General features: G+C 61.8%; 23 protein-coding genes. 16 read left to right on the top strand and 7 right to left on the bottom strand.

From position 1 onward, the window contains the following. Positions 1-2 precede the first annotated feature (2 nt). Complete coding sequence (locus ASD58_RS07010; RefSeq protein WP_057260387.1) at positions 3-1,226, top strand: ABC transporter permease; 1,224 nt, start codon at positions 3-5, stop codon at positions 1,224-1,226. A gap of 111 nt (positions 1,227-1,337) precedes the next feature. Continuing rightward, positions 1,338-1,976: a transposase gene (locus ASD58_RS07005; protein ID WP_057260386.1), complete on the top strand. Its 639-nt coding sequence runs from the start codon at positions 1,338-1,340 to the stop codon at positions 1,974-1,976. A gap of 8 nt (positions 1,977-1,984) precedes the next feature. On the opposite strand, the gene ASD58_RS07000 is transcribed toward ASD58_RS07005, so the two are convergent. Genes ASD58_RS07000 through gmk form a run of 3 tightly spaced genes read right to left on the bottom strand, consistent with a single transcriptional unit; the run spans position 1,985 to position 5,175 of the window. Beyond that, positions 1,985-4,264 (bottom strand): bifunctional (p)ppGpp synthetase/guanosine-3',5'-bis(diphosphate) 3'-pyrophosphohydrolase, encoded by a 2,280-nt coding sequence (locus ASD58_RS07000; RefSeq protein WP_057260385.1) that lies wholly within the window; start codon positions 4,262-4,264, stop codon positions 1,985-1,987. A gap of 24 nt (positions 4,265-4,288) precedes the next feature. Next, entirely contained in the window at positions 4,289-4,492 is a 204-nt protein-coding gene (gene rpoZ, locus ASD58_RS06995; protein WP_005665923.1) for a DNA-directed RNA polymerase subunit omega, read from the bottom strand. A gap of 41 nt (positions 4,493-4,533) precedes the next feature. Next, the gene (gene gmk, locus ASD58_RS06990; protein WP_156401187.1) at positions 4,534-5,175 is read right to left on the bottom strand and encodes a guanylate kinase; all 642 of its coding nucleotides are present in this window, start codon (positions 5,173-5,175) and stop codon (positions 4,534-4,536) included. 105 nt (positions 5,176-5,280) lie between these two features. Here gmk and ASD58_RS06985 point away from each other — a divergent pair, with 105 nt between their 5' ends. Together ASD58_RS06985 and ASD58_RS06980 are read left to right on the top strand one after the other, a co-directional pair. Next, positions 5,281-5,865 carry a TetR/AcrR family transcriptional regulator gene (locus ASD58_RS06985; protein ID WP_057260383.1) on the top strand — a complete coding sequence of 195 codons (585 nt, stop codon included), beginning with the start codon at positions 5,281-5,283 and terminating at the stop codon, positions 5,863-5,865. After that, positions 5,862-6,755, top strand: coding sequence for an alpha/beta fold hydrolase (locus ASD58_RS06980; RefSeq protein WP_229209919.1), 894 nt, complete (start codon positions 5,862-5,864; stop codon positions 6,753-6,755). Before ASD58_RS06985 ends, ASD58_RS06980 begins: the two co-directional genes overlap by 4 nt. On the opposite strand, the gene ASD58_RS06975 is transcribed toward ASD58_RS06980, so the two are convergent. Beyond that, a complete protein-coding gene (locus ASD58_RS06975) occupies positions 6,752-7,963 on the bottom strand; it encodes a hypothetical protein (protein ID WP_057260382.1) in 1,212 nt (403 codons plus the stop codon). The genes ASD58_RS06980 and ASD58_RS06975 overlap by 4 nt on opposite strands. 34 nt (positions 7,964-7,997) lie before the next feature. Here ASD58_RS06975 and ASD58_RS06970 point away from each other — a divergent pair, with 34 nt between their 5' ends. From ASD58_RS06970 to ASD58_RS06940, 7 genes are all read left to right on the top strand, one after another. Beyond that, complete coding sequence (locus ASD58_RS06970; RefSeq protein WP_156401186.1) at positions 7,998-8,561, top strand: hypothetical protein; 564 nt, start codon at positions 7,998-8,000, stop codon at positions 8,559-8,561. Between the two features lie 100 nt (positions 8,562-8,661). Continuing rightward, positions 8,662-9,243: a DUF2589 domain-containing protein gene (locus tag ASD58_RS06965; protein ID WP_082565277.1), complete on the top strand. Its 582-nt coding sequence runs from the start codon at positions 8,662-8,664 to the stop codon at positions 9,241-9,243. Beyond that, positions 9,233-9,502 (top strand): hypothetical protein, encoded by a 270-nt coding sequence (locus tag ASD58_RS06960; protein ID WP_057260380.1) that lies wholly within the window; start codon positions 9,233-9,235, stop codon positions 9,500-9,502. Before ASD58_RS06965 ends, ASD58_RS06960 begins: the two co-directional genes overlap by 11 nt. Before the next feature lie 10 nt (positions 9,503-9,512). Next, positions 9,513-9,989, top strand: a complete 477-nt coding sequence (locus tag ASD58_RS06955) for a hypothetical protein (protein WP_057260379.1) — start codon at positions 9,513-9,515, stop codon at positions 9,987-9,989. Positions 9,990-10,096: 107 nt separating this feature from the next. After that, the gene (locus tag ASD58_RS06950) at positions 10,097-10,693 is read left to right on the top strand and encodes a DUF2589 domain-containing protein (RefSeq protein WP_057260378.1); all 597 of its coding nucleotides are present in this window, start codon (positions 10,097-10,099) and stop codon (positions 10,691-10,693) included. A 60-nt stretch (positions 10,694-10,753) separates the two neighbouring features. Beyond that, a complete protein-coding gene (locus tag ASD58_RS06945) occupies positions 10,754-11,407 on the top strand; it encodes a glycoside hydrolase family 19 protein (RefSeq protein WP_057260377.1) in 654 nt (217 codons plus the stop codon). Between the two features lie 187 nt (positions 11,408-11,594). Next, a complete protein-coding gene (locus tag ASD58_RS06940) occupies positions 11,595-12,011 on the top strand; it encodes a helix-turn-helix domain-containing protein (RefSeq protein WP_162252993.1) in 417 nt (138 codons plus the stop codon). Between the two features lie 5 nt (positions 12,012-12,016). On the opposite strand, the gene ASD58_RS06935 is transcribed toward ASD58_RS06940, so the two are convergent. Then, positions 12,017-12,757, bottom strand: a complete 741-nt coding sequence (locus ASD58_RS06935; RefSeq protein ID WP_057260375.1) for a DUF72 domain-containing protein — start codon at positions 12,755-12,757, stop codon at positions 12,017-12,019. Between the two features lie 51 nt (positions 12,758-12,808). Here ASD58_RS06935 and ASD58_RS06930 point away from each other — a divergent pair, with 51 nt between their 5' ends. Further along, on the top strand, positions 12,809-14,110 hold the full coding sequence (locus ASD58_RS06930; protein WP_057260601.1) for a M20/M25/M40 family metallo-hydrolase: 1,302 nt from the start codon (positions 12,809-12,811) through the stop codon (positions 14,108-14,110). An 85-nt stretch (positions 14,111-14,195) separates the two neighbouring features. Here the strand turns inward: ASD58_RS06930 and ASD58_RS06925 are convergent, their stop codons facing one another. Then, positions 14,196-15,086, bottom strand: a complete 891-nt coding sequence (locus ASD58_RS06925) for a YicC/YloC family endoribonuclease (RefSeq protein ID WP_057260374.1) — start codon at positions 15,084-15,086, stop codon at positions 14,196-14,198. Positions 15,087-15,183: 97 nt separating this feature from the next. Here ASD58_RS06925 and ASD58_RS06920 point away from each other — a divergent pair, with 97 nt between their 5' ends. The 3 genes from ASD58_RS06920 to rph are packed head-to-tail and all read left to right on the top strand — an operon-like array spanning position 15,184 to position 17,854. Continuing rightward, positions 15,184-16,173: a serine/threonine-protein kinase gene (locus ASD58_RS06920; RefSeq protein ID WP_057260373.1), complete on the top strand. Its 990-nt coding sequence runs from the start codon at positions 15,184-15,186 to the stop codon at positions 16,171-16,173. A 12-nt stretch (positions 16,174-16,185) separates the two neighbouring features. Continuing rightward, positions 16,186-17,118, top strand: coding sequence for a PP2C family serine/threonine-protein phosphatase (locus ASD58_RS06915; RefSeq protein ID WP_057260372.1), 933 nt, complete (start codon positions 16,186-16,188; stop codon positions 17,116-17,118). A 7-nt stretch (positions 17,119-17,125) separates the two neighbouring features. Continuing rightward, a complete protein-coding gene (rph, locus tag ASD58_RS06910; RefSeq protein ID WP_057260371.1) occupies positions 17,126-17,854 on the top strand; it encodes a ribonuclease PH in 729 nt (242 codons plus the stop codon). Here rph and ASD58_RS06905 read toward each other — a convergent pair. Further along, positions 17,823-18,728 (bottom strand): LysR family transcriptional regulator, encoded by a 906-nt coding sequence (locus ASD58_RS06905; RefSeq protein ID WP_057260370.1) that lies wholly within the window; start codon positions 18,726-18,728, stop codon positions 17,823-17,825. The two genes, rph and ASD58_RS06905, sit on opposite strands and share 32 nt — an antisense overlap. A gap of 101 nt (positions 18,729-18,829) precedes the next feature. Here ASD58_RS06905 and ASD58_RS06900 point away from each other — a divergent pair, with 101 nt between their 5' ends. Further along, positions 18,830-19,834 (top strand): NADP-dependent oxidoreductase, encoded by a 1,005-nt coding sequence (locus ASD58_RS06900; protein WP_057260369.1) that lies wholly within the window; start codon positions 18,830-18,832, stop codon positions 19,832-19,834. Positions 19,835-19,846: the final 12 nt, after the last annotated feature.

Raw genomic sequence — 19,846 nt, 5'->3', positions numbered from 1 at the left:
CGATGTACATCTTTATCGAAGCCCTGCGTTCGGCCATGGCAGCGATCCGGGCGCATCGCATGCGCAGCTTCCTGACTTCGCTGGGCATCATCATCGGCGTGGCGTCGGTGATCACGGTCATTTCGCTGATCCAGGGCTTGTCGCAATCGATCACGCGCCAGTTCGAAGGCCTGGGCGGCAACGCGTTGACGGTGCACGCGAAGAACGATTTCAAGGACGTCATGCGGGGCAAGGTCAACTACCTGCAATTCGAGGACGTGGAACAGTTGCGTGGCCACGTGGACGGTATTCGCGAACTGAGCCCGGCCTTCATGTTCCCCGGCGGTGAAGTCCGCTATGGCAACCAGACCGCTTCCAGCCGCCAGCAACTGGCGGTGACCGCGGCCTTCATGGAAGTCAATGGCAGCTACCCGCGCCTGGGACGCTTCATCAGCGAATCCGATAATGCGGGCGCGCGGCGCGTATGCGTGATCGGCGAAAAAATGATTGAGTTGCTGCACCTGCCGGACAACCCGCTGGGTGAGTTCATCCAGTTTTCCGGCGAATGGTTCAAGATCGTCGGCGTGCTGGAAAAGAAGGGCGAAATCCTCGGCATGTCGCAGGATGACCAGGTGCTGGTGCCGTTTCGCACCGGGCAGAGCCTGATCGGCAATACGCGCAAGCCGAACATCTCGATCACGCTGTCGATCAGCGACATCGGCCGCACCGAAGAGCTCAAGGAGCGCATTGCCACGGTGATGCGGCAATCGCATCGCCTGCGCGCGGAGCAGAAGGATGACTTCGAAATCCAGTCTTCCGACCAGTTCCTCAAGAGCTTCGAGACGGTGACCACCACGGTCACGCTGGTGATGGGCGGCGTGGTGGGCATTGCACTGCTGGTGGGCGGGATCGGGATCATGAACATCATGCTGGTGTCGGTCAGCGAGCGCACGCGCGAGATCGGCATCTGCAAGGCGATCGGCGCGCGCAGCCGCGACATCCTGATGCAGTTCCTGATCGAGGCGGTGACCTTGTCGATGCTCGGTGGTGCGATCGGCGTGCTGCTAGGTTATGGCTTGGGCCATGCCATCGCCAGTGTGATTCCCGACTTCCCGGGCGCATATGTACCCTGGTGGGCGGTGGTGTTGTCGGTGATGTTCTCCGCCGGCGTAGGCGTTATCTTCGGCGTCCTCCCCGCCGCCAAAGCTGCCAAGCTCGACCCGATCGAAGCCTTGCGCTACGAATAGCGCCTTTGAGTCAGCACAAACCGCGCCAAAACAGCACCGCTATCCTTTGAACAGGAGGTGTCTGACCCTGCGGGTCAGACACCGGTTTACCGGTTTTAAAGGAGAATGGAAATGCCCCGTCCCCTACGAAATTATCCTACAGGTACTTGCCTGCATCTCACTCAGCGCGGCGACAATGGCGCCACGGTGTTTCACGATGACGAAGAACGGCACGGATTCCTCGATTTACTCAAGGAACATAGCGTCAAATCAAGCTGTGACATCCACGCTTACGTGCTGATGACCAACCATTTCCATCTATTGGTCAGTATTCGCGAACAGAATTCTCAAGCTTCACTGATGAAGTCACTTGCGCAGCGCACAGCGCTCTGGCGCCACGTCCGGCACGGCGGGAGCGGTACCATGTGGGATAAACGCTATCATTCGTCGCTGATCGACAGCAGCGCATATCTCTTGATTTGCCAGAGGTATATCGAACTGAATCCAGTTCGGGCGGGGATGGTGGATTTTCCCGGCGGTTACAAGTGGTCGAGCTATCGGGCTAATGCGGAGGGGATGAATGATGAATTGCTTAGTCCGCATGATGTATATCTTGGACTCGGTTTGAACGATGAAGAGCGCAGGCACGCGTATCGGAAGTTGTTTGATATACCCTTGGCTGAAAAGGATTTGGAGAGAATCAGATTTGCGACGAGAGGGGATGCTGCTTTGCGAAAACCGGTAAACCAGTGTCAGACCCGCAGGGTCTGACACTGTGCTTATGCGCGTTCGCGGGTGACGCGGTTGACGCCGGCTACTTTTCTGACGTTGCGGATCAGGGCAGCCAGGTGCACGCGGTCTTTTACCTGGATCGTGAAGCGGAGTTGGTGGAGGACGTGTTCCCTGTCCTCGTCCATGCCGACGAAAGTGATGTTGCCGTCGCTTTCGCCAATTTCAGCGGCGACGCGTGCCAGGATGCCCTTCTCATTGTTGATGATCAGGCGGATACGGCTGTCGAAGCGGCGGTTGATCTCGGTGCCCCATTTGACGGCGATCCAGCGTTCGGGCTCTTTCTGCTTCGAGCGCTTGGCCACCGAGCAGTCGCCGGTGTGCACCTGCAAACCCTGGTCGCGGCGCAACTGGCCGACGATATGGTCGCCAGGGATCGGCAGACAGCATGGCGCCAGTTGCACCGACACGCCTTCGCTGCCGTAAATCGTCACCGGATCAAGTTCCTTGGAGCTGGTGTGTTCGATCGGCGCGCTGGCCGATTCTCCGCCCAGCAGGCCGAAGATGTGGCGCGCCACCAGCGCAGCCATGCGCTTGCCGATGCCGATGTCGGCATACAGTTCTTCCATCGACTTGGCCGACGATTCGTTCAGCAGGCGTTCCATCAACGGCGGCGGCAGCTCGCCCGGCACGTTGATCGCATCCAGCGCCTGCGCCAGCAGTTGCTGGCCGAGGCGGATCGATTCCGGCAGGTTGATGGTGCGCAGATGGTGGCGGATCGCCGAGCGCGCCTTGCCGGTGCGGACGAAGGACAGCCAGGTCGGGCTCGGGCGCGAGTTCGGGTCGGTGACGATTTCCACGATGTCGCCGTTGCGCAGTTCCGTGCGCAATTGGGCCGCGTCGCCATTGATGTTGACCGATACCGTATGGTCGCCGATCCCTGTGTGGATGGCGTAGGCGAAATCCACCGGCGTGGCGCCGCGGGGCAGGGCGATGATCTTGGACTTCGGCGTGAAGACGTAGACCGAGTCGGGGAACAGGTCGACCTTGACGTGTTCCAGGAATTCGGCCGAGTCGCCGGTCTGCTGCTGGATGTCGAGCAGCGATTGCAGCCAGGCGTGGGTGCGCTGCTGCATGTCCGAGATGTTGGCGTCGTTGCTCTTGTACAGCCAGTGCGCTGCCACGCCCGATTCGGCGGTGCGGTGCATTTCCTGGGTGCGGATCTGGAACTCCACCGGCGTGCCGTATGGGCCGATCAGGGTGGTGTGCAGCGACTGGTAGCCGTTCAGCTTACGGATTGCGATGTAGTCCTTGAACTTGCCCGGCATCGGCTTGTACAGCGAGTGCAGGGTGCCCAGTGCCACGTAGCAGTGCGAGAAGCTGTCGACCACCACGCGGAAGCCATACACGTCCAGCACCTGCGAGAACGACAGGTGCTTGGAGCGCATCTTCTTGTAGATGCCGTACAGGGTCTTTTCGCGGCCGTAGACTTCGGCGTTGATGCCGGCCGCGGTCAGGGTGTTCTTCACCGCTTCCAGGATCTTGCTCACTACCTCGCGCCGGTTGCCGCGCGCCGCTTTCACGGCTTTGGCCAGCACGTGGTAGCGCACCGGGTACAGGTGGGAGAAGGATAGGTCCTGCAATTCGCGGTAGATGTTGTTCAGGCCAAGGCGGTGCGCGATCGGCACATAGACTTCCATCGTCTCGGCCGCGATGCGGCGCTTCTTGGCCGGGATCATCACTTCCAGCGTGCGCATATTGTGCAGGCGGTCGGCCAGCTTGATCAGGATCACGCGCACGTCCGAGGCCATGGCCAGCAGCATCTTGCGGAAGTTTTCCGCCTGCGCTTCGATCTGGCTCTGGAACTCGATCTTTTCCAGCTTGGACAAGCCGTCCACCAGGTGCGCCACCGGCGCGCCAAAGCGTTCGATCAGCTCGTCCTTCTTGACGTCCTGGTCTTCCATCACATCGTGCAGCAGCGCCGCCATGATGGCTTGCGCGTCGAGCTTCCAGTCGGCACAGATCTCGGCCACCGCGATCGGGTGCGAGATATACGGCTCGCCCGACTTGCGTACCTGGCCCAGGTGCATCTCGTCCGAGAAGCGATAGGCTTCCTTGACCTTCTTCAGGTCGGCCTCGCCCATGTACTCGGCAAGCTTTTCGGTGAGGTGGGTGATGGTCGCAACGCCGGTGGCCACGGCCGGTGCGGCTAGTGCAGAAGTGGAAACTGATGGTGCAGAAACGTCAACGCCCGGCTGTTGCTTAGCCGGGCGCCGTGCCCGCCGTGCGGGCTGTTCGCTGATGTTGGGATCTGCGGAAGTCAGGTTCATATCGGGAACAAAAAGGTTCCCAGCTTACATAGGGACCTTTTTCAGCATTTCCAGGCCTACTTTGCCGGCGGCGATTTCACGCAGGGCGACGACAGTTGGCTTGTCCTTGGCTTCGACCTTCGGGGTGTGGCCTTGCAGCAGCTGGCGTGCGCGGTAGGTGGCTGCCAGGGTCAGCTGGAAGCGGTTAGGGACATTCTTCAGGCAATCTTCAATAGTAATACGGGCCATGCTTAACTCCTGGGTAAATGCGGTACTTGATGCGTCGGTGATTATTCTGCGTGGTCGGCGTGGATGCCCAGCTCGGACATCAACTTGGCATTGCGGGCGGCTTGTTGCGCGAACCGGCAACGGGCCGATCGGACGATCGCGCTTAGCTCCGACAAGGCGACCGGGAACTCTTCGTTGATAATAACATACTCAAACTCGGGCGCGTGGGCGATTTCGCCGCCCGCCGCCAGCAGGCGGCGGTTGATCACGTGGACTTCGTCCTGGCCGCGCTTGTGCAGGCGTTCTTCCAGCGCCGCGAACGATGGCGGCAGGATGAAGATGCCGGCCGCCTGCGGGAATTGCTTCTTGACCTGGCGCGCGCCTTGCCAATCGATCTCCAGCAGGATGTCGGTGCCGGCCTTCATTTGTTCTTCCACGAAGATGCGCGAAGTGCCGTAGTAATTGCCGTGCACTTCGGCCCACTCCAGGAATTCGCCCTCGGCGGCGCGCTTGCGGAAGTCCTCGGCGGTGGTGAAGAAGTACTCGCGGCCATGCTGCTCGCCCGGACGCGGCTGGCGCGTGGTGGTCGAGATCGACAGCTTGATGGCCGGTTCCTGTGCCAGCAGGGCATTGACCAGCGTTGATTTACCGGCGCCGGATGGTGCAGCAACCATGAACAGGCTGCCGGAAAAATGTTGGCTCATTTGCAATTCTCAAAAGCTAGGGCGTCGCCCAAAGAGGTATTTTACCAAGGGCAACGGCATTTGCAGCACTTGACACTGGACCGACCGGTCTATAGAGTAAACCGCATGAATACCCACCAACTGACCACCCGCGAGCGCCTGATCAACGCCATGATCACGACGCTGCAGCACCGCGGCCTGCATGGCGCCGGCCTGAGCGAGATCCTGGCCAGGGCCAAGGCGCCGAAAGGCGTGATGTACCACCATTTCCCCGGCGGCAAAGACCAACTGGCCGTGGCCGCCATCGAAGCCACCTTCAGCTTCCTGGTCCACAAGCTCGACACTTATATGGAGCGCGAGCCGGATGTGGTCACCGCGCTACAAGCCTGGATCCTGCGCGCCTTGCGCGGCCTGGACGACAGCGAGTTCGAGCTGGGCTGCCCGCTGGCAGCGGTCGCGCTGGAATCGACCGCCGACGACGTCGAAATCCGCAGCGCGCTGAAAACCGGTTTCGCGGCGCTGCGCGGCCGCATGGCCGATGCGCTGGCGCTGGCCGGCCATGAGCGCCACCGTGCCGAGGGCATCGCCGCCCTGATCCTCGCCGCCTATGAAGGCGGCCTGCTGCAAGCCCGCGTGGCGGGCGACACCGCGCCGATGGTGCAGACCATGGACGCCCTGATGCCAATGCTGAAAGTGGAGAAAAGAACATGAGCCATATGCCTGCCGCCGCCTTGCTGCTGGCGGAAAAACTGGAATTGCGCGCGCTTGACGGCTACCCGCTGTCCGCCGTGCGCTACCGCGCCCGCGGTCCGGAGAAAGCGCGGCTGCTGGTGGCCGGCGCCACCGGCGTGCCGCAAGGCTTCTACCGCCGCTTCGCCGAATTCGCGGCAGGGCAGGGTTATACCGTGCTGACCTTCGACTATCGCGGCGTCGGCGGCTCTGCGCCGAAAACCCTGCGTGGCTTTGAAGCCAGCTTCCTCGACTGGGCGCGGCTGGACCTGAACGCGGTGATCGAATTCTTCGCGCCAAGCGACAGCACGCCGCTGTACATGGTGGGCCATTCCTACGGCGGCCATGCCCTGGGTCTGGTACCGAACCACGAAAAGATTGCCGGCGTCTACCTGTTCGGCGTCGGCGCCGGCTGGCATGGCTGGATGCCGCGCCTGGAGCGCCTGCGCGTGCTGGCGATGTGGCATGTGGTCGGCCCGGTCGTGACGCGCTGGAAGGGACGCCTGGCCTGGAGCAAGCTTGGCATGGGCGAGGATTTGCCGATGGGCGTGTACCGGCAATGGAAGCACTGGTGCAAATTCCCGCGTTATTTCCTCGATGACCCGAAGGTGCCGGAAATTGCGGAAGGCTTTGCCAGCGTGCGCACGCCGATTCTGGCATTGAACGCGACGGACGACTTGTGGGCGCCGCCGCTGTCGCGCGATGCGCTGATGTCCGGCTACCGCAACGCGCCCTGGCATGGGGTGGACATCGACCCTGCTGCCGCGGGGCTGGGCAAACTGGGTCATATGGGTTACTTCCGCCAGCACGCCGAGCCTTTATGGTCGGCCGCGCTGGCGTGGTTCGACGGGGTGCGCCAGCCGGCCGCCTAGGCCAGCAAGGTGCGGTCCACGCGCACCACTTCGTGCTCGTGGACCGTCACGGCATCGAGCACCAGGTTGGCGTAGTCCATGGGCTGCTTGCCTGCCAGGCAGGCCTTCAGGCTGGTCATGCTGGCCTTGTGCTTGTCCGTGGCCAGGCGCCGCTCAATGCAGGCGATGCCGGCATCGATGATGGTCTTGCAGTAGGCTGCCCATTTATCGTTGCATGCAGCGCGGGTGCGGTCCTGCGTGCTGACGCTGCTGCCGTTCTCCGGATACAGCGGCAGCCATGATTCGCCACGCCCCAGGTGGGTGGCCGATGCTGGATGCCCGTTGGCCTGCATGAAGATCGCGCAGGTGAAGCAGGAGGCCAGCTTGGTGGTCTCTTTACCCACGGCGATTTCATACGGCGTGCCTGCATGCTCGTGCGGATTGATCGCCTTCCACATTTCCACATCGTAGACTGCCTGCACCATGCCGTGGGTGTAGCCGACAATGTCGTCCGTTACCAGGCCGGTGCCGCCACGCGCCTTGTCCTGGTCCTTGAAGTACATGCCTTGCTGGCGCAGCTCTTCCTGCATGGCGTTGTCGCCGACCATGCCCCAGATGCGTTCTTGCTGCGACAGGCCAATCGGCGCGTTGCTGTCGGCCGGCTTGGTGCTGGGCAGCCAGCGGCGGCCGAAGGCAGTGGGTACGCGCTGGCGGTAAGTGGAGAACAGGTTGCTCTGGCCATTCTGGCGGCCTTGCACGAAACCGGTGTAGGCACCGCGTCCCTGATAGCCGACGCGCGAGTCAAATGCCAGCGTGTACAGCTTGGCGCCGGCCAGGTCCTTCGGCAGCGGCGGGTTGTAGCGCAGCGGCGAGTCGAGCGGCAGGTCGCCGGCGCCGCCGGTGATGCGGGTGATGTTGCCCTGCTTGTCGTAGGCCGGGGTGACGCCGACGATTGCTTCCTTCCCCGTACCGGGCTTGCCGTATTGGCCGCCCATGGTTTCGAGTGCCTTGTTGATCTTGGCCACTGCGCGTTTATGGCGGTCCCAGTTGACGGCCATCCTGGCGTCCTGGCCAGGGTCGGTGTCGGCTTCGATGTCGAAGGCGCAGTTGCTGTTGTTGCTAAGGCGCGCGTAAGCGTGGCCGACGACGGCCGCTGTCATGATGACGTCCGCGTCGTGCACGGCGTCGCTGCCTGGTGCGAGGATGCCTGCTTGCCTGATATGAGCCATTTGGTTCTCCTTCGATGTGATAGCCGCGAACCCAATGCCGCGTAGCCTGAATGTACGGGGCGAACGGCGAATTTTTCTGACCATTCATGGCGGTACGCATCAAGCCCGCGGCGAGCAGGGCTATATTGATTTTGCAGTTCTTTCCCTTTCCATCAACCAGGAGAAATGTATGAAATCAGTATTGCTTTCCTTCGCCTTGTCCGTCGCGACGGGCATCACCGCCGCTGCCGAGTGCGAGGTCACCCCACTGAAGGGCATGCCGTTCGAACAACCTGCCTTGACTTCGACGCAGAAGACCGACGCTTCCAAAGCTATCGGGAAGGTCACCACGACGATGGTCATCTCGCCTAAGGCGCAACGCATTGACCAAGGCACAGTAGTGCTACAGAAGGCGGAGGACGGCTTGTGGAAACTCGCACTTAATGACGAATCCGAGGAAGGTGATTTGATTGCGAAGGCCGACACCTATGGCGTCAAGCGCAAGACGGCGCTGATTAAGCCGGACAATTTCCGGGAGGGCGTAAAAACTGCCTTGACGGACAGCCTTGCGAAAAAGATCGAATACACAGTGAGGGTGCAAGGAGGTTGCTGGAAGTAGGCTGGTTGTTCGTCGCCCTCCGCCGCCAGAAATGGTCAGCCTGGCGGCGGGATCTCACCGCTATTCTGGCCTCCGGATCTGACAAACTGGAGGACATCAAATGGCAATGCTCGCAAGTCTGGAAGACATGGTGAGGGCGATCGCAGGCTCCGTCATGAACGCGCAATACATGGTGGAGAAGGCGCAGATGGCCAACCTGGCCACTTTCTTCGACCGCCAAAACCAACCCACCTCGTTCGACCTGCAACTGCCGGCCATCCACAGCCACGCAGAACCTGGCGAGACCTACACCTACCGCCTGCCGCTGATTTCGCTGGTGCCGCATAGCTCGCTGGTGATTGGCGAAGCGGAAGTGGAACTGGATGTGGAGCTCGGTGCACTCGAAGAAGCGGAGCCCGATGCCGCCACTGAAGCCGCAAGGCAGCAAGCCGGCCTAGCCGCGCCACCGGAAAAGAAAGCCAGCTTGCGCATCAATCCCGAGTCCGGCGGCATCGCAAAGAAAAACGGCAATGCGGCGCACATCCGCCTCAAGCTGGTATCGGCGGAAAAATCGGAGGGCATGGCGCGCCTGCTGAATGACGTGGTGAAGGCGCAAGGCTACACCCCGATGGAGGCAGTGACTGCGGATGAAGACGAGGCGCCTGCCAATCCGGAAGAGGAGGGCAAGGGCGATGAGCAATGACCGTAACTTCCAACTGAGCGAGATGCGCTTCATCAAGCGCATCGTGGTCGGCAACGACAACCCGCAGCACATGCGCACCGAAGCCGAAGTCGAAGAATCCATGGCCCTGGTCAACAAGTGCCTGCAAGGCACGCCGCGCGGCTACCTGCTCAGCATCGACAAGAGCTTCGGCCTGTATAACATCGGCGAACACCAGGTGGTGCTGCAGTATGCCGTCTACAACGTCGGATTCTCACGCAAGCCGATGTTCCTCGATTAGTGGGGACGGCATGCGCTCCCCACCTTCGCTGGAGGCGCTGCAAGTAGCGCTGCGCGGTACGTTCGCGCGCGTCAACGTGCAGCTTGATGCCAGGCCGGACCTCCACGATCCCGGCACGCTGCACGGCATTGCACGGGATGCCTTTCATCGCCGCATGCCGCTGCAGGTGGCTGAATTCGAACTGTCATGGCACTGCTACCTGCAGCGATCGCGCGCTGGTGCTGCGCTGCGCGCAGGCCCGCCGCCATGGTGGCGGCGCCTGCTGCGCCGGCCGCTGCGCGTCGAGCTGCGCCTGCATATCGATGCCGGCGGCTGCCGGCTGGCCTTCTTCCGCAGCGATGCCGGCTGGCGCCGCCGTCCTGCTTCGCCACTGCATTTCGTCCTGTCGCCGGCACAACTGGCGCAGGTGGAAGCACTGCGCCCAGTGCGCCAGCCATCGGCCCTGCGCCGCTTGATGCAACGCTTGACAGAAATCGTCACGCGATAAGCGCATCGCCTCCGTAAGCTGGTTTTCAAGCGCCGCATACCGCATCGCCCGGGCTGCAGTAAGCGGCATACCCCGGCCCTCGTGGCCATTTTCTTTAGGAGAGCAAGATGAGTGACCTTGTAGATATTTCGTCGCAGTTCAAAGGCCTGCCAATGGGCGACCTGATTGGTGGCCCGCTGACCGCCGCCTGCGATGCCCAGGTGCGACTGGCCAACGCCACCGCCGACTTCATCAAATATGTCGGCTTCGAAGACCCGGGCCAGGGCAACACCCTGGGTGCCGACCACACCCGCCTGGCGACCTTTTCCTTCAAGCGCCTGGTCGCCGATCCTGCCGACCTGACCAAGTCCAAGGAAGAAACGGTTGACCTGAAAGTGCCGATGCTGGCCATCGTCAAGGTGCCAAGCCTGGCGATCAGCAAGGTCGACATCACCTTCGACATGGAGGTCAAGTCGTCCTTCACTTCCAAGGAATCGAGCGCCACTTCGGGCTCCTTCAGCGCGGACATGAAGGTTGGCTGGGGCGTCTTCAGCGCCAAGGTCCACATGGAAGGTTCGGTCTCGTCCAGCAAGGAAAACACCCGTGCGTCGGACAACTCCGCCAAGTACCACGTGCAGGTGCTGGCGGAAGACACCGGCATGCCGGAAGGCTTGTCGCGCGTGCTGGACATCCTGCACACCGCCATCGCGCCGAAGGTCAGCTAAGCAGCAGGGCCATGCCGGTTGCTAGGCCGGCATGGCTTTTTTCTGGACAAGGAGAACGACATGCATGACATTACCGCAGCACAGTTGCTGGGCATACTGGGCAAAGGGGCGCAGCAGGCCACGGCCGACACCTGGCTGGTGCCATTGAATCGAGCAATGGCCGAGCGCGAAATCAACACGGGCGGCCGGCAGGCCGCTTTCCTCGCCCAGTTGCTGCACGAATCCGGCAACTTGCGTGTGCTGAGCGAGAACCTCAATTACTCCGCGGTGCGCTTGCCGCAAGTCTGGCCGACGCGCTTCCCGAACCAGCAGGCGGCGCAACCCTATGCCAACAATCCCGAGCGCCTCGCCAACTTCGTCTACGCCGGCCGCATGGGCAATGGCGATATGGCGAGCGGCGATGGCTGGCGCTACCGCGGGCGCGGGCTGATCCAGCTGACGGGACGCAGCAATTACAAGGACTGCGCCGCCGCGCTCAGCCTCGACTTGCTGGTGCAACCCGAGCTGTTGGCCGAGGCGGGGCCGGCGGCACGTTCGGCGGCCTGGTTCTGGCAGTCGCGTGGACTGAACCCGATGGCGGACGGCGCCACCGGCGCGGCCGCCAACAGCGCCTTCCTGCGCATTACGCGCGCCATCAACGGCGGAACGGTGGGCCTGACGGAGCGCTTGAGCTTGTGGGATCGCTGCCGCGAAGTATTGTCCGTTCCTCGATAGCAAAATGAAAGCATTGTTGTCTGCCAGAAACTGTCAGTTTAATAAATACTTATCTGTTTAGTCTTATTTGCAGCTTATTAACTGGCGGAAGACAACAATGATCAATTTGCTGTTTTTGAGAGGCACGACGGTATCCGACGAAGACTTGCTCAGGGCCTTCCACAATGCCGGATACGAGGTAACAGAGGTGAAGTCTGCAGCCAACTGCTCGCAGTACGTGCTGGACGGTGACGCCGACATGCAGCAGGACCCGCGGTTGCACCAGGTGCATGCGCTATTGTCCTCGCTGGTCGGCGCCCACTGGCGGCTCAGCATGCGTTCCCATACGTTGACTGGTCCCAACAGCCGCAGCGTGCACCTGACCAGCCTGGAATTCAGCTTCCTCAAGCTGCTGGCCACCATCGAATCAGGCGAAGCCTTGTCGCGCAAGGCGATCGTGCAGGCCTTTGGCGAAGACTACCTGAGCTACGACCAGAACCGGCTCGACACCATGGTCAAGCGCCTGCGCCGCAAGGTGCAACAGGACGCGGGGCTGGCCCTGCCGCTGCATACGGTGCGGGTGAAAGGTTTCGCCTTCGACGACGTGCTGGTGATCGAGCAGTAGTGGCGCTAGCGCAGATTGGCAATAAGTTGCATGGCGGCTGCCGGCGCGCGTTCCTTGGCACCGTTGATGAAGTAGACGAAAACGTCGCGCTTGCCGCCAGCACTCCAATCCTTTGCCTGCGAGGCCCACTTCTTCAAGGCGGGCTTGGTGTAACCAGTGGCGACCGCGCTTTGCGCGTCCATCAGGCGTGCATAAACGAAGTCGCCGGTTACCTCGGTGAAGTTGGGATATTTCGGCGAATCGGTGATCACCGTTGCGACCTTGTACTTGTGCGCCAGCTTCAGGTACTCGGGGCACATGAAGCTGTCGTGCCGCGCATCGAGCACGTGCCGCAGCTTGCGCTTGCCGAGCTTCTTTGGCAGCAGCTTGAAGAAGGCTTCAAGGTCGTCGGGATCGAAGCGCTTGGTGGCGGCAAGCTGCCACAGGATCGGGCCAAGCTTGTCGCCCAGTTCCGTCAAGCCGCTGTCCATGAAGCGCTCGATCGATTCGCCTGCCTCGCCCAGCACCTTGCGGTTGGTCGCATAGCGCGAAGCCTTGACTGCAAAGACGAAATTGTCCGGCGTGCGTTCGGCCCAGCCGGCGAAATGTTCAGGCTTGGCATTGCGGTAAAAGGTCCCGTTGATCTCGATGCTGGTCAGCACGCTGCTGGCATATTCCAGCGCGCGCTTGAGGGGAACCTCGGGAGGGTAGAAGGTGTCGCGCCAGGGAGCGAAGTCCCAGCCGCCGATGCCAACGCGGATGTTCATTTCAGTTTTCCGTAGTAGAGTTGCGAACACACTTCGAGGAGGATGCCAGAAATGCGTATGACTCGCCTGTTCGTTTCGCTGCTCGCCGCTGGATTGATGGGAGGCGCCGCTGCGCAGTCGCTATCGCCTGAAGAAGAACGTATCGCCAGCCTGGTCAAGGCCAATTCGGGCAATGCGCTGGCGCTGCTGGAAAAGACGGTCAACATCAATAGCGGCACCATGAATCACAAAGGCGTGCGCGAGGTTGGCAAAGTCTTCCGCGCCGAACTGGATAAGCTGGGATTCAAGACGCAGTGGATCGACATGCCCAAGGAGATGCAGCGTGCCGGCCACCTGGTCGCCACCCGCGAGGGCAAGCAGGGCAAGCGCGTGATGATGATCGGCCACCTGGACACCGTGTTCGAGGCGAATGCTCCGATGCAGAAGTGGGAGCGCCAAGGCGAGCGTGCCGGCGGCCAGGGTGTCAACGACATGAAGGGCGGCGATGTGATCGTCATCGAAGCGCTGCGCGCATTGCACGCGGCAGGCGCCCTGGACAACACCACCATCAGCGTGATCTTTACCGGCGATGAGGAAAATGCCGGCGACCCGAAAGAAGTCTCGCGGCGCGACATGGTCAACCTGGCCAGGCGCAGCGACGTCGCCTTGGCATTCGAGGCCACGGTGCTCGACGAAAGCGGCAAGGCCACCGGCACCATCGGCCGCCGCTCGTCGACTTCATGGCAACTCGAGGTGAAGGGCAAGCAAGGCCACTCCTCCGGCATCTTCAGCGCCACCGCCGGCTATGGCGCGGTGTACGAAGCGGCGCGCATCCTGGACGCCTTCCGCCAGCAACTGCAGGAACCGGACCTGAGCTTCAATCCCGGCCTGATCCTGGGCGGCACCGAAGTCACTTACGACGGCATGGCAGCCAAGGGGACGGCTTTCGGCAAGTCAAATGTGATCGCCAACAGCGCAACGGTAAAAGGCGACCTGCGCTTCCTGACGCCGGAGCAGGGCGAGCAAGCACGCGCCCGCATGCGCTCCATCGTGGCGCAAAACCTGCCAGGCACCAGTGCCGAAATCAGCTTCCGCGACGGCTACCCACCGATGGCGCCGACCGCCGGCAACCTGAAGGTACTGGAGCTGTATTCGAAAGCCAGCGCCGACGCCGGCCTGGGGCTGATCGCCGCACTGCCGCCGGGCCTGCGCGGCGCCGGCGATGTGCAATTCGTCGCCCCATACGTCGACAGCCTGGATGGACTGGGTGCCACCGGCAAGGGCGCCCATGCGCCGGGAGAAGACCTGGATGTACGCTCGATCGAGCAGGGAGCGATCCGCACCGCGGTGTTGCTGTATCGTCTTACAAGGTAAAAGTCGGGGTCAGCTCCGGCAATCGGACAAAAGGCGCACGAATGTGCGCCTTTTGTCCGATTGCCGGAGCTGACCCCGACTTTCTTTATTCAAGGTTCTGGACCTGTTCGCGCATCTGCTCGATCAGGAGCTTGAGCTCCATCGAGGCGTCGGCCAGTTCCTTGACCGAGGCCTTGGCGCCGAGGGTGTTCGCTTCGCGGTTCAGTTCCTGCATCATGAAGTCCAGGCGCTTGCCGACCTGGCCGCCTTTTTTCAGGATATGGCGGGTTTCGCCCAGGTGCGCGGACAGACGGCCCAGTTCTTCAGCCACGTCGATGCGGATGCCGTACAGGATCACTTCCTGGCGGATGCGCTCCATCGCGTCCTGGCGCGACATCGCGGTATTCGATCCCTGGCAGGCCAGGCCGAGCGCTTCTTGCATGCGTTCCACGGCTTTTTGTTGGAATTGTGCAACTACCTGAGGAATTAGTGGGGTAATTCGTTTAACGATGGATTCCATCGCGTCGATGCGGGAAACCAGCATCGCTTCCAGCGCCGCGCCTTCGCGCTGGCGGCTTTGGACAAAGGCTTCCAGAGTCCTGTTCATCAGGGTGGAAACGTCGGCCTGCAGCGATTCCTGGCCGATTTGTGCCTCTTCGACAACACCTGGCCAGCGAAGTAGTTCAGCAACACTCATCTGGGTGGCGCCGCTGAAATGCTTGCTGACCTCGCCTTGCAGGCGCGCCAGTTCGTTGAGCAGGGCTACATTCAGGGCCTGGGTGCCGGCGCCGGCAGCCTTGCGGCCAAAGCTGAGTCGCAGCTCTACCTTGCCGCGGGTGATGGCGCCCATAATGGCAGATCGCAAATCGGGTTCGAGCGCGCGCAAGTCGTCGTTGATGCGGAATTGCAGGTCAAGGAAGCGCGAATTGACGCTTTTGATCTCAATTGTCAGCGTGCCCGCCGCGCTTTCGCTGGTGGCTACGGCGTAGCCAGTCATGCTGGAAATGCTCAAAGGATATCCCCGATTTTGTCTTTGTCTTTACAATATATTGCTTTGTCCCACACAATCCGGTTTAGTTGAAGCGAGGAAACTTATGGCAGCTCAGAACAACGCTCCATTACCGGATGGTCTGGAAATTGCTGGATACCGCATTGTAAAGAAAATTGCGTCAGGCGGGTTCAGTATTGTGTACCTGGCCTACGACGCCGAAGGTAATGCGGTAGCAATTAAAGAATATTTACCAAGCAGCCTTGCATTGCGTCAAGAGGGCGAGATGGTGCCGGTAGTCACAAAATCGAATCTCCCGGTCTTCAGGATCGGGCTGAAGTGCTTTTTTGAAGAAGGCCGGGCATTGGCAAAGATTTCGCACCCGAATGTTGTAAGGGTGTTGAATTTCTTCCGTGCCAACGAAACTGTTTATATGGTAATGGCCTACGAGTCCGGCCATTCGCTGCAGGATCATATCCAGCGGCAACGCAGCAGGGGTCGCAATTGCAGCGAGGCTTTCGTGCGCCAGATCTTCACCCAGGTGCTGAAGGGCTTGCGCGAGGTGCACACCAACAAGCTGCTGCACCTGGACCTGAAGCCGGCCAATATCTACCTGCGCACGGACGGCACGCCTATGCTGCTGGACTTTGGCGCGGCGCGCCAGACCGTGAATACGGACAGCCCGAAGCTGATGCCGATGTACACCCCTGGCTTCGCGCCGCCCGAGCTGTACTCCAAGACCGAGGCGCTGGGGCCGTGGACCGACGTCTATTCGATCGGCGCGTCGATTTTTGCCTGCATGCTCGGCCAGCCACCGCAGCCAGCCGACCAGCGCCGCAAGGACGACAAGATGGAGCCGCACTTCCAGAAGCTGGAAATCCTCTATTCGCCGGAGCTGGTGAAGCTGGTACGATGGACTTTGGAAATCGACCCGCTGGCCCGTCCGCAAAGCCTGTTCGAACTGCAGAAGATGCTGGCGCAGGCGCCAGCGCCGAAGGAACCGCCGCCTCCGCCGGGGGCACTTGAAAAGCTGGGCAAGCTGGCAGGCAAGCTCGGATTTGGCCGTAAAAAAGAAACGGCCCCGCGCCAACAATAAGGAGCCCATGCCATGCAATTCGCCGTCTACCAGGAAACGCATATCGGGGGCCGCAAGGTTAACCAGGACCGGATGGGATACAGCTTCACGCGCGACGCGCTGTTGCTGGTGCTCGCCGACGGCATGGGTGGCCATGCGCGCGGTGAAATCGCCGCCTCCATCGCTACCCGCACCATTTCCCAGATGTTCCAGCAGCAGGCCACGCCTTATGTGAAAGGGGCGGAGCGCTTCCTCGAAGAGGCGCTGGCTGCTGCGCACAACGACATCCATACGTACACGATGACCCACAATATGCCGGAGTCGCCGCGTACCACCATCGTGGCCTGCCTGGTGCAGCACAATACGGCCGTGTGGGCGCATTGCGGCGATTCGCGCCTGTACTGGGTGCGCAATGGCCAGGTGCATGGCCGCACGCGCGACCACTCGCATATCGAAAACATGATCGAGAAGGGCTTGATCCCGGCTTCCGCCCGCAATACCCACCCGGACCGCAACAAGCTGTATGCCTGCCTTGGCGCCGGCAGCGCGCCACGCATCGAGATCTCCGGCCGCGCCAACCTGCTGCCGGGCGATACGCTGATGCTGTGCTCCGACGGCCTGTGGTCGATGTGCACCGATGAAGAGCTGGTGCAGATGCTGACTACCCAGACCGTGGTGCGGGCGGTGCCGGACATGCTGACGACCGCATTGCGCCGCGCCGGCGACACCAGCGACAATGTGACGGCGCTGGCCATCATGTGGCAGGGCGCGCTGGTGGCCGATGGCGCGCCGACCACGCACGCCGGTTCGACCGTGATTTCGACCGAGCAGTTGCCGGAAGATGTGGTCAGCACGACCATCCACGGCGCCAAGACCGAAACCGACGTATTCGACGACGATGAAATTGAAAAGGCGATCGCGGAAATCCGCGGCGCCATCGAGAAATCTACCCAATTACTGAAATAGGAATTCCATGACCACTGTGAACCGCCCGAGCGGCCGCGCCGTCGATGCGCTGCGCAATATCCGCATCACCCGCGACTACACCAAGCACGCCGAAGGTTCGGTGCTGATCGAGTGCGGCGACACCAAGGTAATCTGCACGGCCAGCATCGAAGAGCGCGTGCCTGGCTTCCTGAAGGGCAAAGGGCAGGGCTGGATGACGGCGGAATACGGCATGCTGCCGCGTTCCACCCATTCGCGCATGGACCGCGAGGCTGCCAAGGGCAAGCAAAGCGGCCGCACGCAGGAGATCCAGCGCCTGATCGGCCGTTCGCTGCGCGCAGCCTTCGACCTGGAAGCTTTCGGCGAGCGCACCCTGCAACTGGATTGCGACGTGATCCAGGCCGATGGCGGCACCCGTACCGCGTCGATCACCGGTGCCATGGTGGCGGCCTATGATGCACTCTCAAAGCTGAAGGCGCGCGGCATGATCGAGGCCATTCCGGTCAAGCATTTCGTGGCTGCGATCTCGGTTGGCGTGTACCAGGGCGTGCCGGTGCTGGACCTGGACTACCTGGAAGATTCGGACTGCGACACCGACATGAACGTGATCATGACCGACGCCGGCGCCTTCGTGGAAGTGCAGGGGACGGCGGAAGGCGCGGCCTTCGACCGCGCCGCCATGAACCGCCTGCTGGACCTGGCTGAAGGCGGCATCAAGGACCTGGTCAAGCTGCAGAAGCAGGCGCTCGGCCTGTAACTGTCCCCAGCCGCTGCTGGAGAAAATCCACGAAGGCGGCCGTCTTCAATGGCAGGAATTCGCGCGCCGGGTAGACCGCGTAAGTGGCGGGGCCCGGCGGCACCGCCACATCTTCCATGATGCGCACAAGTTGGCCGCTTGCCAGTTCATCTGCCACGATTGAAAGAGGGACCTTGATGATGCCGGCGCCGCCCACGGCTGCTGTCACCAGGGCGCCGCCATCGTTCATCTGTAGCGGACCGTCGACCCGCACGGTCCCGGCTTCGCCGAAATTCCATTCGTCATAGACCCGCGCGCCGACGGCGTACACCAGGCAGGCGTGCTGTTGCAGTTCCTGCGGCGTGCGCGGCCTGCCTGTGCTGGCCAGGTAGGAAGGCGCTGCGCACACCACGCTGGGACTCTCGGCAAGCTTGCGCGCCACCAGTGTCGAATCGACCAGGGCGGAGGTGCGGATCGCTACGTCAATTTGCTGTGCGATCAGGTCGACCATTGCATCATCGAGTTGCAGCGATACCTTCACCTGGGGATATTGCGCCGTGAAGTCGGCCAGCAGCGGCACCAGCACGCGCCGTCCGGCCATCGAACACGACACGCGCAACAGGCCGCGCACCTGCTGCTGATAGCTGTCCGTAAGATGGGCGATCTTGTCCAGCGAGCGTTCGATCTGACGTGCTTCCTCCAGCACCAGTTGCCCCACTTCCGTCAGCGCGAGCTGGCGTGTCGAGCGCTGGATCAGGCGGGCGCCGAGATCTTTTTCCAATTGGGCGAGCTGGCGCGATACGACCGACTTCCCGCAGCCCAGCTTGACCGCGGCGGCGCTGATGCTCCCCGATTGGATGATGGTGGCGAAAATGGCAAGGCGCTGCGGGTTCATTGTTCCTCCTTGGTCAACAATGTAATGCTTAATCGTTGACTTATCAAGGATGATTGGCGCCGCTACACTGGCTTCATTCAACTTTCGAGGAGTCCCGCACCATGACCAACAACCGCCAGTTCCTGCTTGCCCGCCGTCCTGAAGGCGCCGTCCAGCGTTCCGATTTCAATTTCGCCACGCCGCCGCTGCGGGCACTGGCAGATGGCGAAATCCTGATCCAGGTATCGCATATTTCGCTGGACCCAGCCATGCGCGGCTGGATGAATGCCTCGACCGAGTCTTACATGCCGCCGGTGGCGCTGGGTGACGTGATGCGCGCCATTGCAGTCGGCCGCGTGGTCGAATCGCGCAATCCCGGCTTCGCGGCGGGTGAACATGTCACCGGCCTGCTGGGCGTGCAGGAGTACGCCATCCACAACGGCGCCGGCTTGAACAAAGTCGACCCGTCGCTGGCGCCGCTGCCGCTGTTCCTGGGCGCTCTCGGCATGCCGGGCCTGACCGCCTATTTCGGCCTGCTGGACGTGGGCCAGCCGAAGGAGGGCGAGACAGTCGTGGTTTCAGGCGCCGCTGGTGCGGTTGGCGCGCTGGTGGGGCAGATCGCCAAGCTTAAAGGTGCACGCGTGATCGGCATTGCCGGAGGCGCAGACAAGGTGCGCTACCTGGTCGAGGAACTGGGTTTTGATGCGGCCATCGACTACAAGAGCGAGGATGTGGCTGCGGCATTGCGCCAGCATGCGCCGAAGGGCATCGACGTCTTCTTCGACAACGTTGGCGGCACGATCCTCGATGCGGCGCTGGCTAACCTTGCCCATGGTGCGCGGGTGGTGATCTGCGGCGCCATTTCCCAGTACAACAACACCGGCGCCGTGGCCGGCCCGGCGAATTACCTGCAATTGCTGGTCAAGCGCGCCACCATGCGCGGTGTGATGGTGAGCGACTACTATCACCGCGCCATGGAAGCCATCAGCACCATGGGCGGCTGGATCCAGTCCGGCAAGCTGAAAACCCGCGAGCACGTGGTGCAAGGCCTGGACACCTTCCCGGAGACCTTTGCCAAGCTGTTCACCGGCGCCAACCAGGGCAAGCTGGTGCTGCAAGTGGTTTAAAATATCGGCTCT

The organism is Duganella sp. Root1480D1, assembly GCF_001427305.1.
Taxonomy (GTDB): domain Bacteria; phylum Pseudomonadota; class Gammaproteobacteria; order Burkholderiales; family Burkholderiaceae_D; genus Rugamonas.
Note: the sequence above shows the minus strand (reverse complement) of the source record. Positions and strands in the feature narration are given on the sequence as shown.

Excerpts from the sequence above, each read along its gene's own strand:
- ASD58_RS06970 (WP_156401186.1), top strand. The coding sequence starts at position 7,998 with ATGCCGCGTAGCCTGAATGTACGGGGCGAACGGCGAATTTTTCTGACC.
- gmk (WP_156401187.1), bottom strand. The coding sequence starts at position 5,175 with ATGAGCCAACATTTTTCCGGCAGCCTGTTCATGGTTGCTGCACCATCC.
- ASD58_RS07010 (WP_057260387.1), top strand. The coding sequence starts at position 3 with ATGTACATCTTTATCGAAGCCCTGCGTTCGGCCATGGCAGCGATCCGG.
- ASD58_RS06945 (WP_057260377.1), top strand. The coding sequence starts at position 10,754 with ATGCATGACATTACCGCAGCACAGTTGCTGGGCATACTGGGCAAAGGG.
- ASD58_RS06920 (WP_057260373.1), top strand. The coding sequence starts at position 15,184 with ATGGCAGCTCAGAACAACGCTCCATTACCGGATGGTCTGGAAATTGCT.
- ASD58_RS07005 (WP_057260386.1), top strand. The coding sequence starts at position 1,338 with ATGCCCCGTCCCCTACGAAATTATCCTACAGGTACTTGCCTGCATCTC.
- ASD58_RS06965 (WP_082565277.1), top strand. The coding sequence starts at position 8,662 with ATGGCAATGCTCGCAAGTCTGGAAGACATGGTGAGGGCGATCGCAGGC.
- ASD58_RS06960 (WP_057260380.1), top strand. The coding sequence starts at position 9,233 with ATGAGCAATGACCGTAACTTCCAACTGAGCGAGATGCGCTTCATCAAG.
- ASD58_RS07000 (WP_057260385.1), bottom strand. The coding sequence starts at position 4,264 with ATGAACCTGACTTCCGCAGATCCCAACATCAGCGAACAGCCCGCACGG.
- rpoZ (WP_005665923.1), bottom strand. The coding sequence starts at position 4,492 with ATGGCCCGTATTACTATTGAAGATTGCCTGAAGAATGTCCCTAACCGC.
- ASD58_RS06980 (WP_229209919.1), top strand. The coding sequence starts at position 5,862 with ATGAGCCATATGCCTGCCGCCGCCTTGCTGCTGGCGGAAAAACTGGAA.
- ASD58_RS06975 (WP_057260382.1), bottom strand. The coding sequence starts at position 7,963 with ATGGCTCATATCAGGCAAGCAGGCATCCTCGCACCAGGCAGCGACGCC.
- ASD58_RS06955 (WP_057260379.1), top strand. The coding sequence starts at position 9,513 with ATGCGCTCCCCACCTTCGCTGGAGGCGCTGCAAGTAGCGCTGCGCGGT.
- ASD58_RS06905 (WP_057260370.1), bottom strand. The coding sequence starts at position 18,728 with ATGAACCCGCAGCGCCTTGCCATTTTCGCCACCATCATCCAATCGGGG.
- ASD58_RS06935 (WP_057260375.1), bottom strand. The coding sequence starts at position 12,757 with ATGAACATCCGCGTTGGCATCGGCGGCTGGGACTTCGCTCCCTGGCGC.
- ASD58_RS06985 (WP_057260383.1), top strand. The coding sequence starts at position 5,281 with ATGAATACCCACCAACTGACCACCCGCGAGCGCCTGATCAACGCCATG.
- ASD58_RS06925 (WP_057260374.1), bottom strand. The coding sequence starts at position 15,086 with ATGACTGGCTACGCCGTAGCCACCAGCGAAAGCGCGGCGGGCACGCTG.
- ASD58_RS06930 (WP_057260601.1), top strand. The coding sequence starts at position 12,809 with ATGCGTATGACTCGCCTGTTCGTTTCGCTGCTCGCCGCTGGATTGATG.
- ASD58_RS06950 (WP_057260378.1), top strand. The coding sequence starts at position 10,097 with ATGAGTGACCTTGTAGATATTTCGTCGCAGTTCAAAGGCCTGCCAATG.
- rph (WP_057260371.1), top strand. The coding sequence starts at position 17,126 with ATGACCACTGTGAACCGCCCGAGCGGCCGCGCCGTCGATGCGCTGCGC.
- ASD58_RS06915 (WP_057260372.1), top strand. The coding sequence starts at position 16,186 with ATGCAATTCGCCGTCTACCAGGAAACGCATATCGGGGGCCGCAAGGTT.
- ASD58_RS06900 (WP_057260369.1), top strand. The coding sequence starts at position 18,830 with ATGACCAACAACCGCCAGTTCCTGCTTGCCCGCCGTCCTGAAGGCGCC.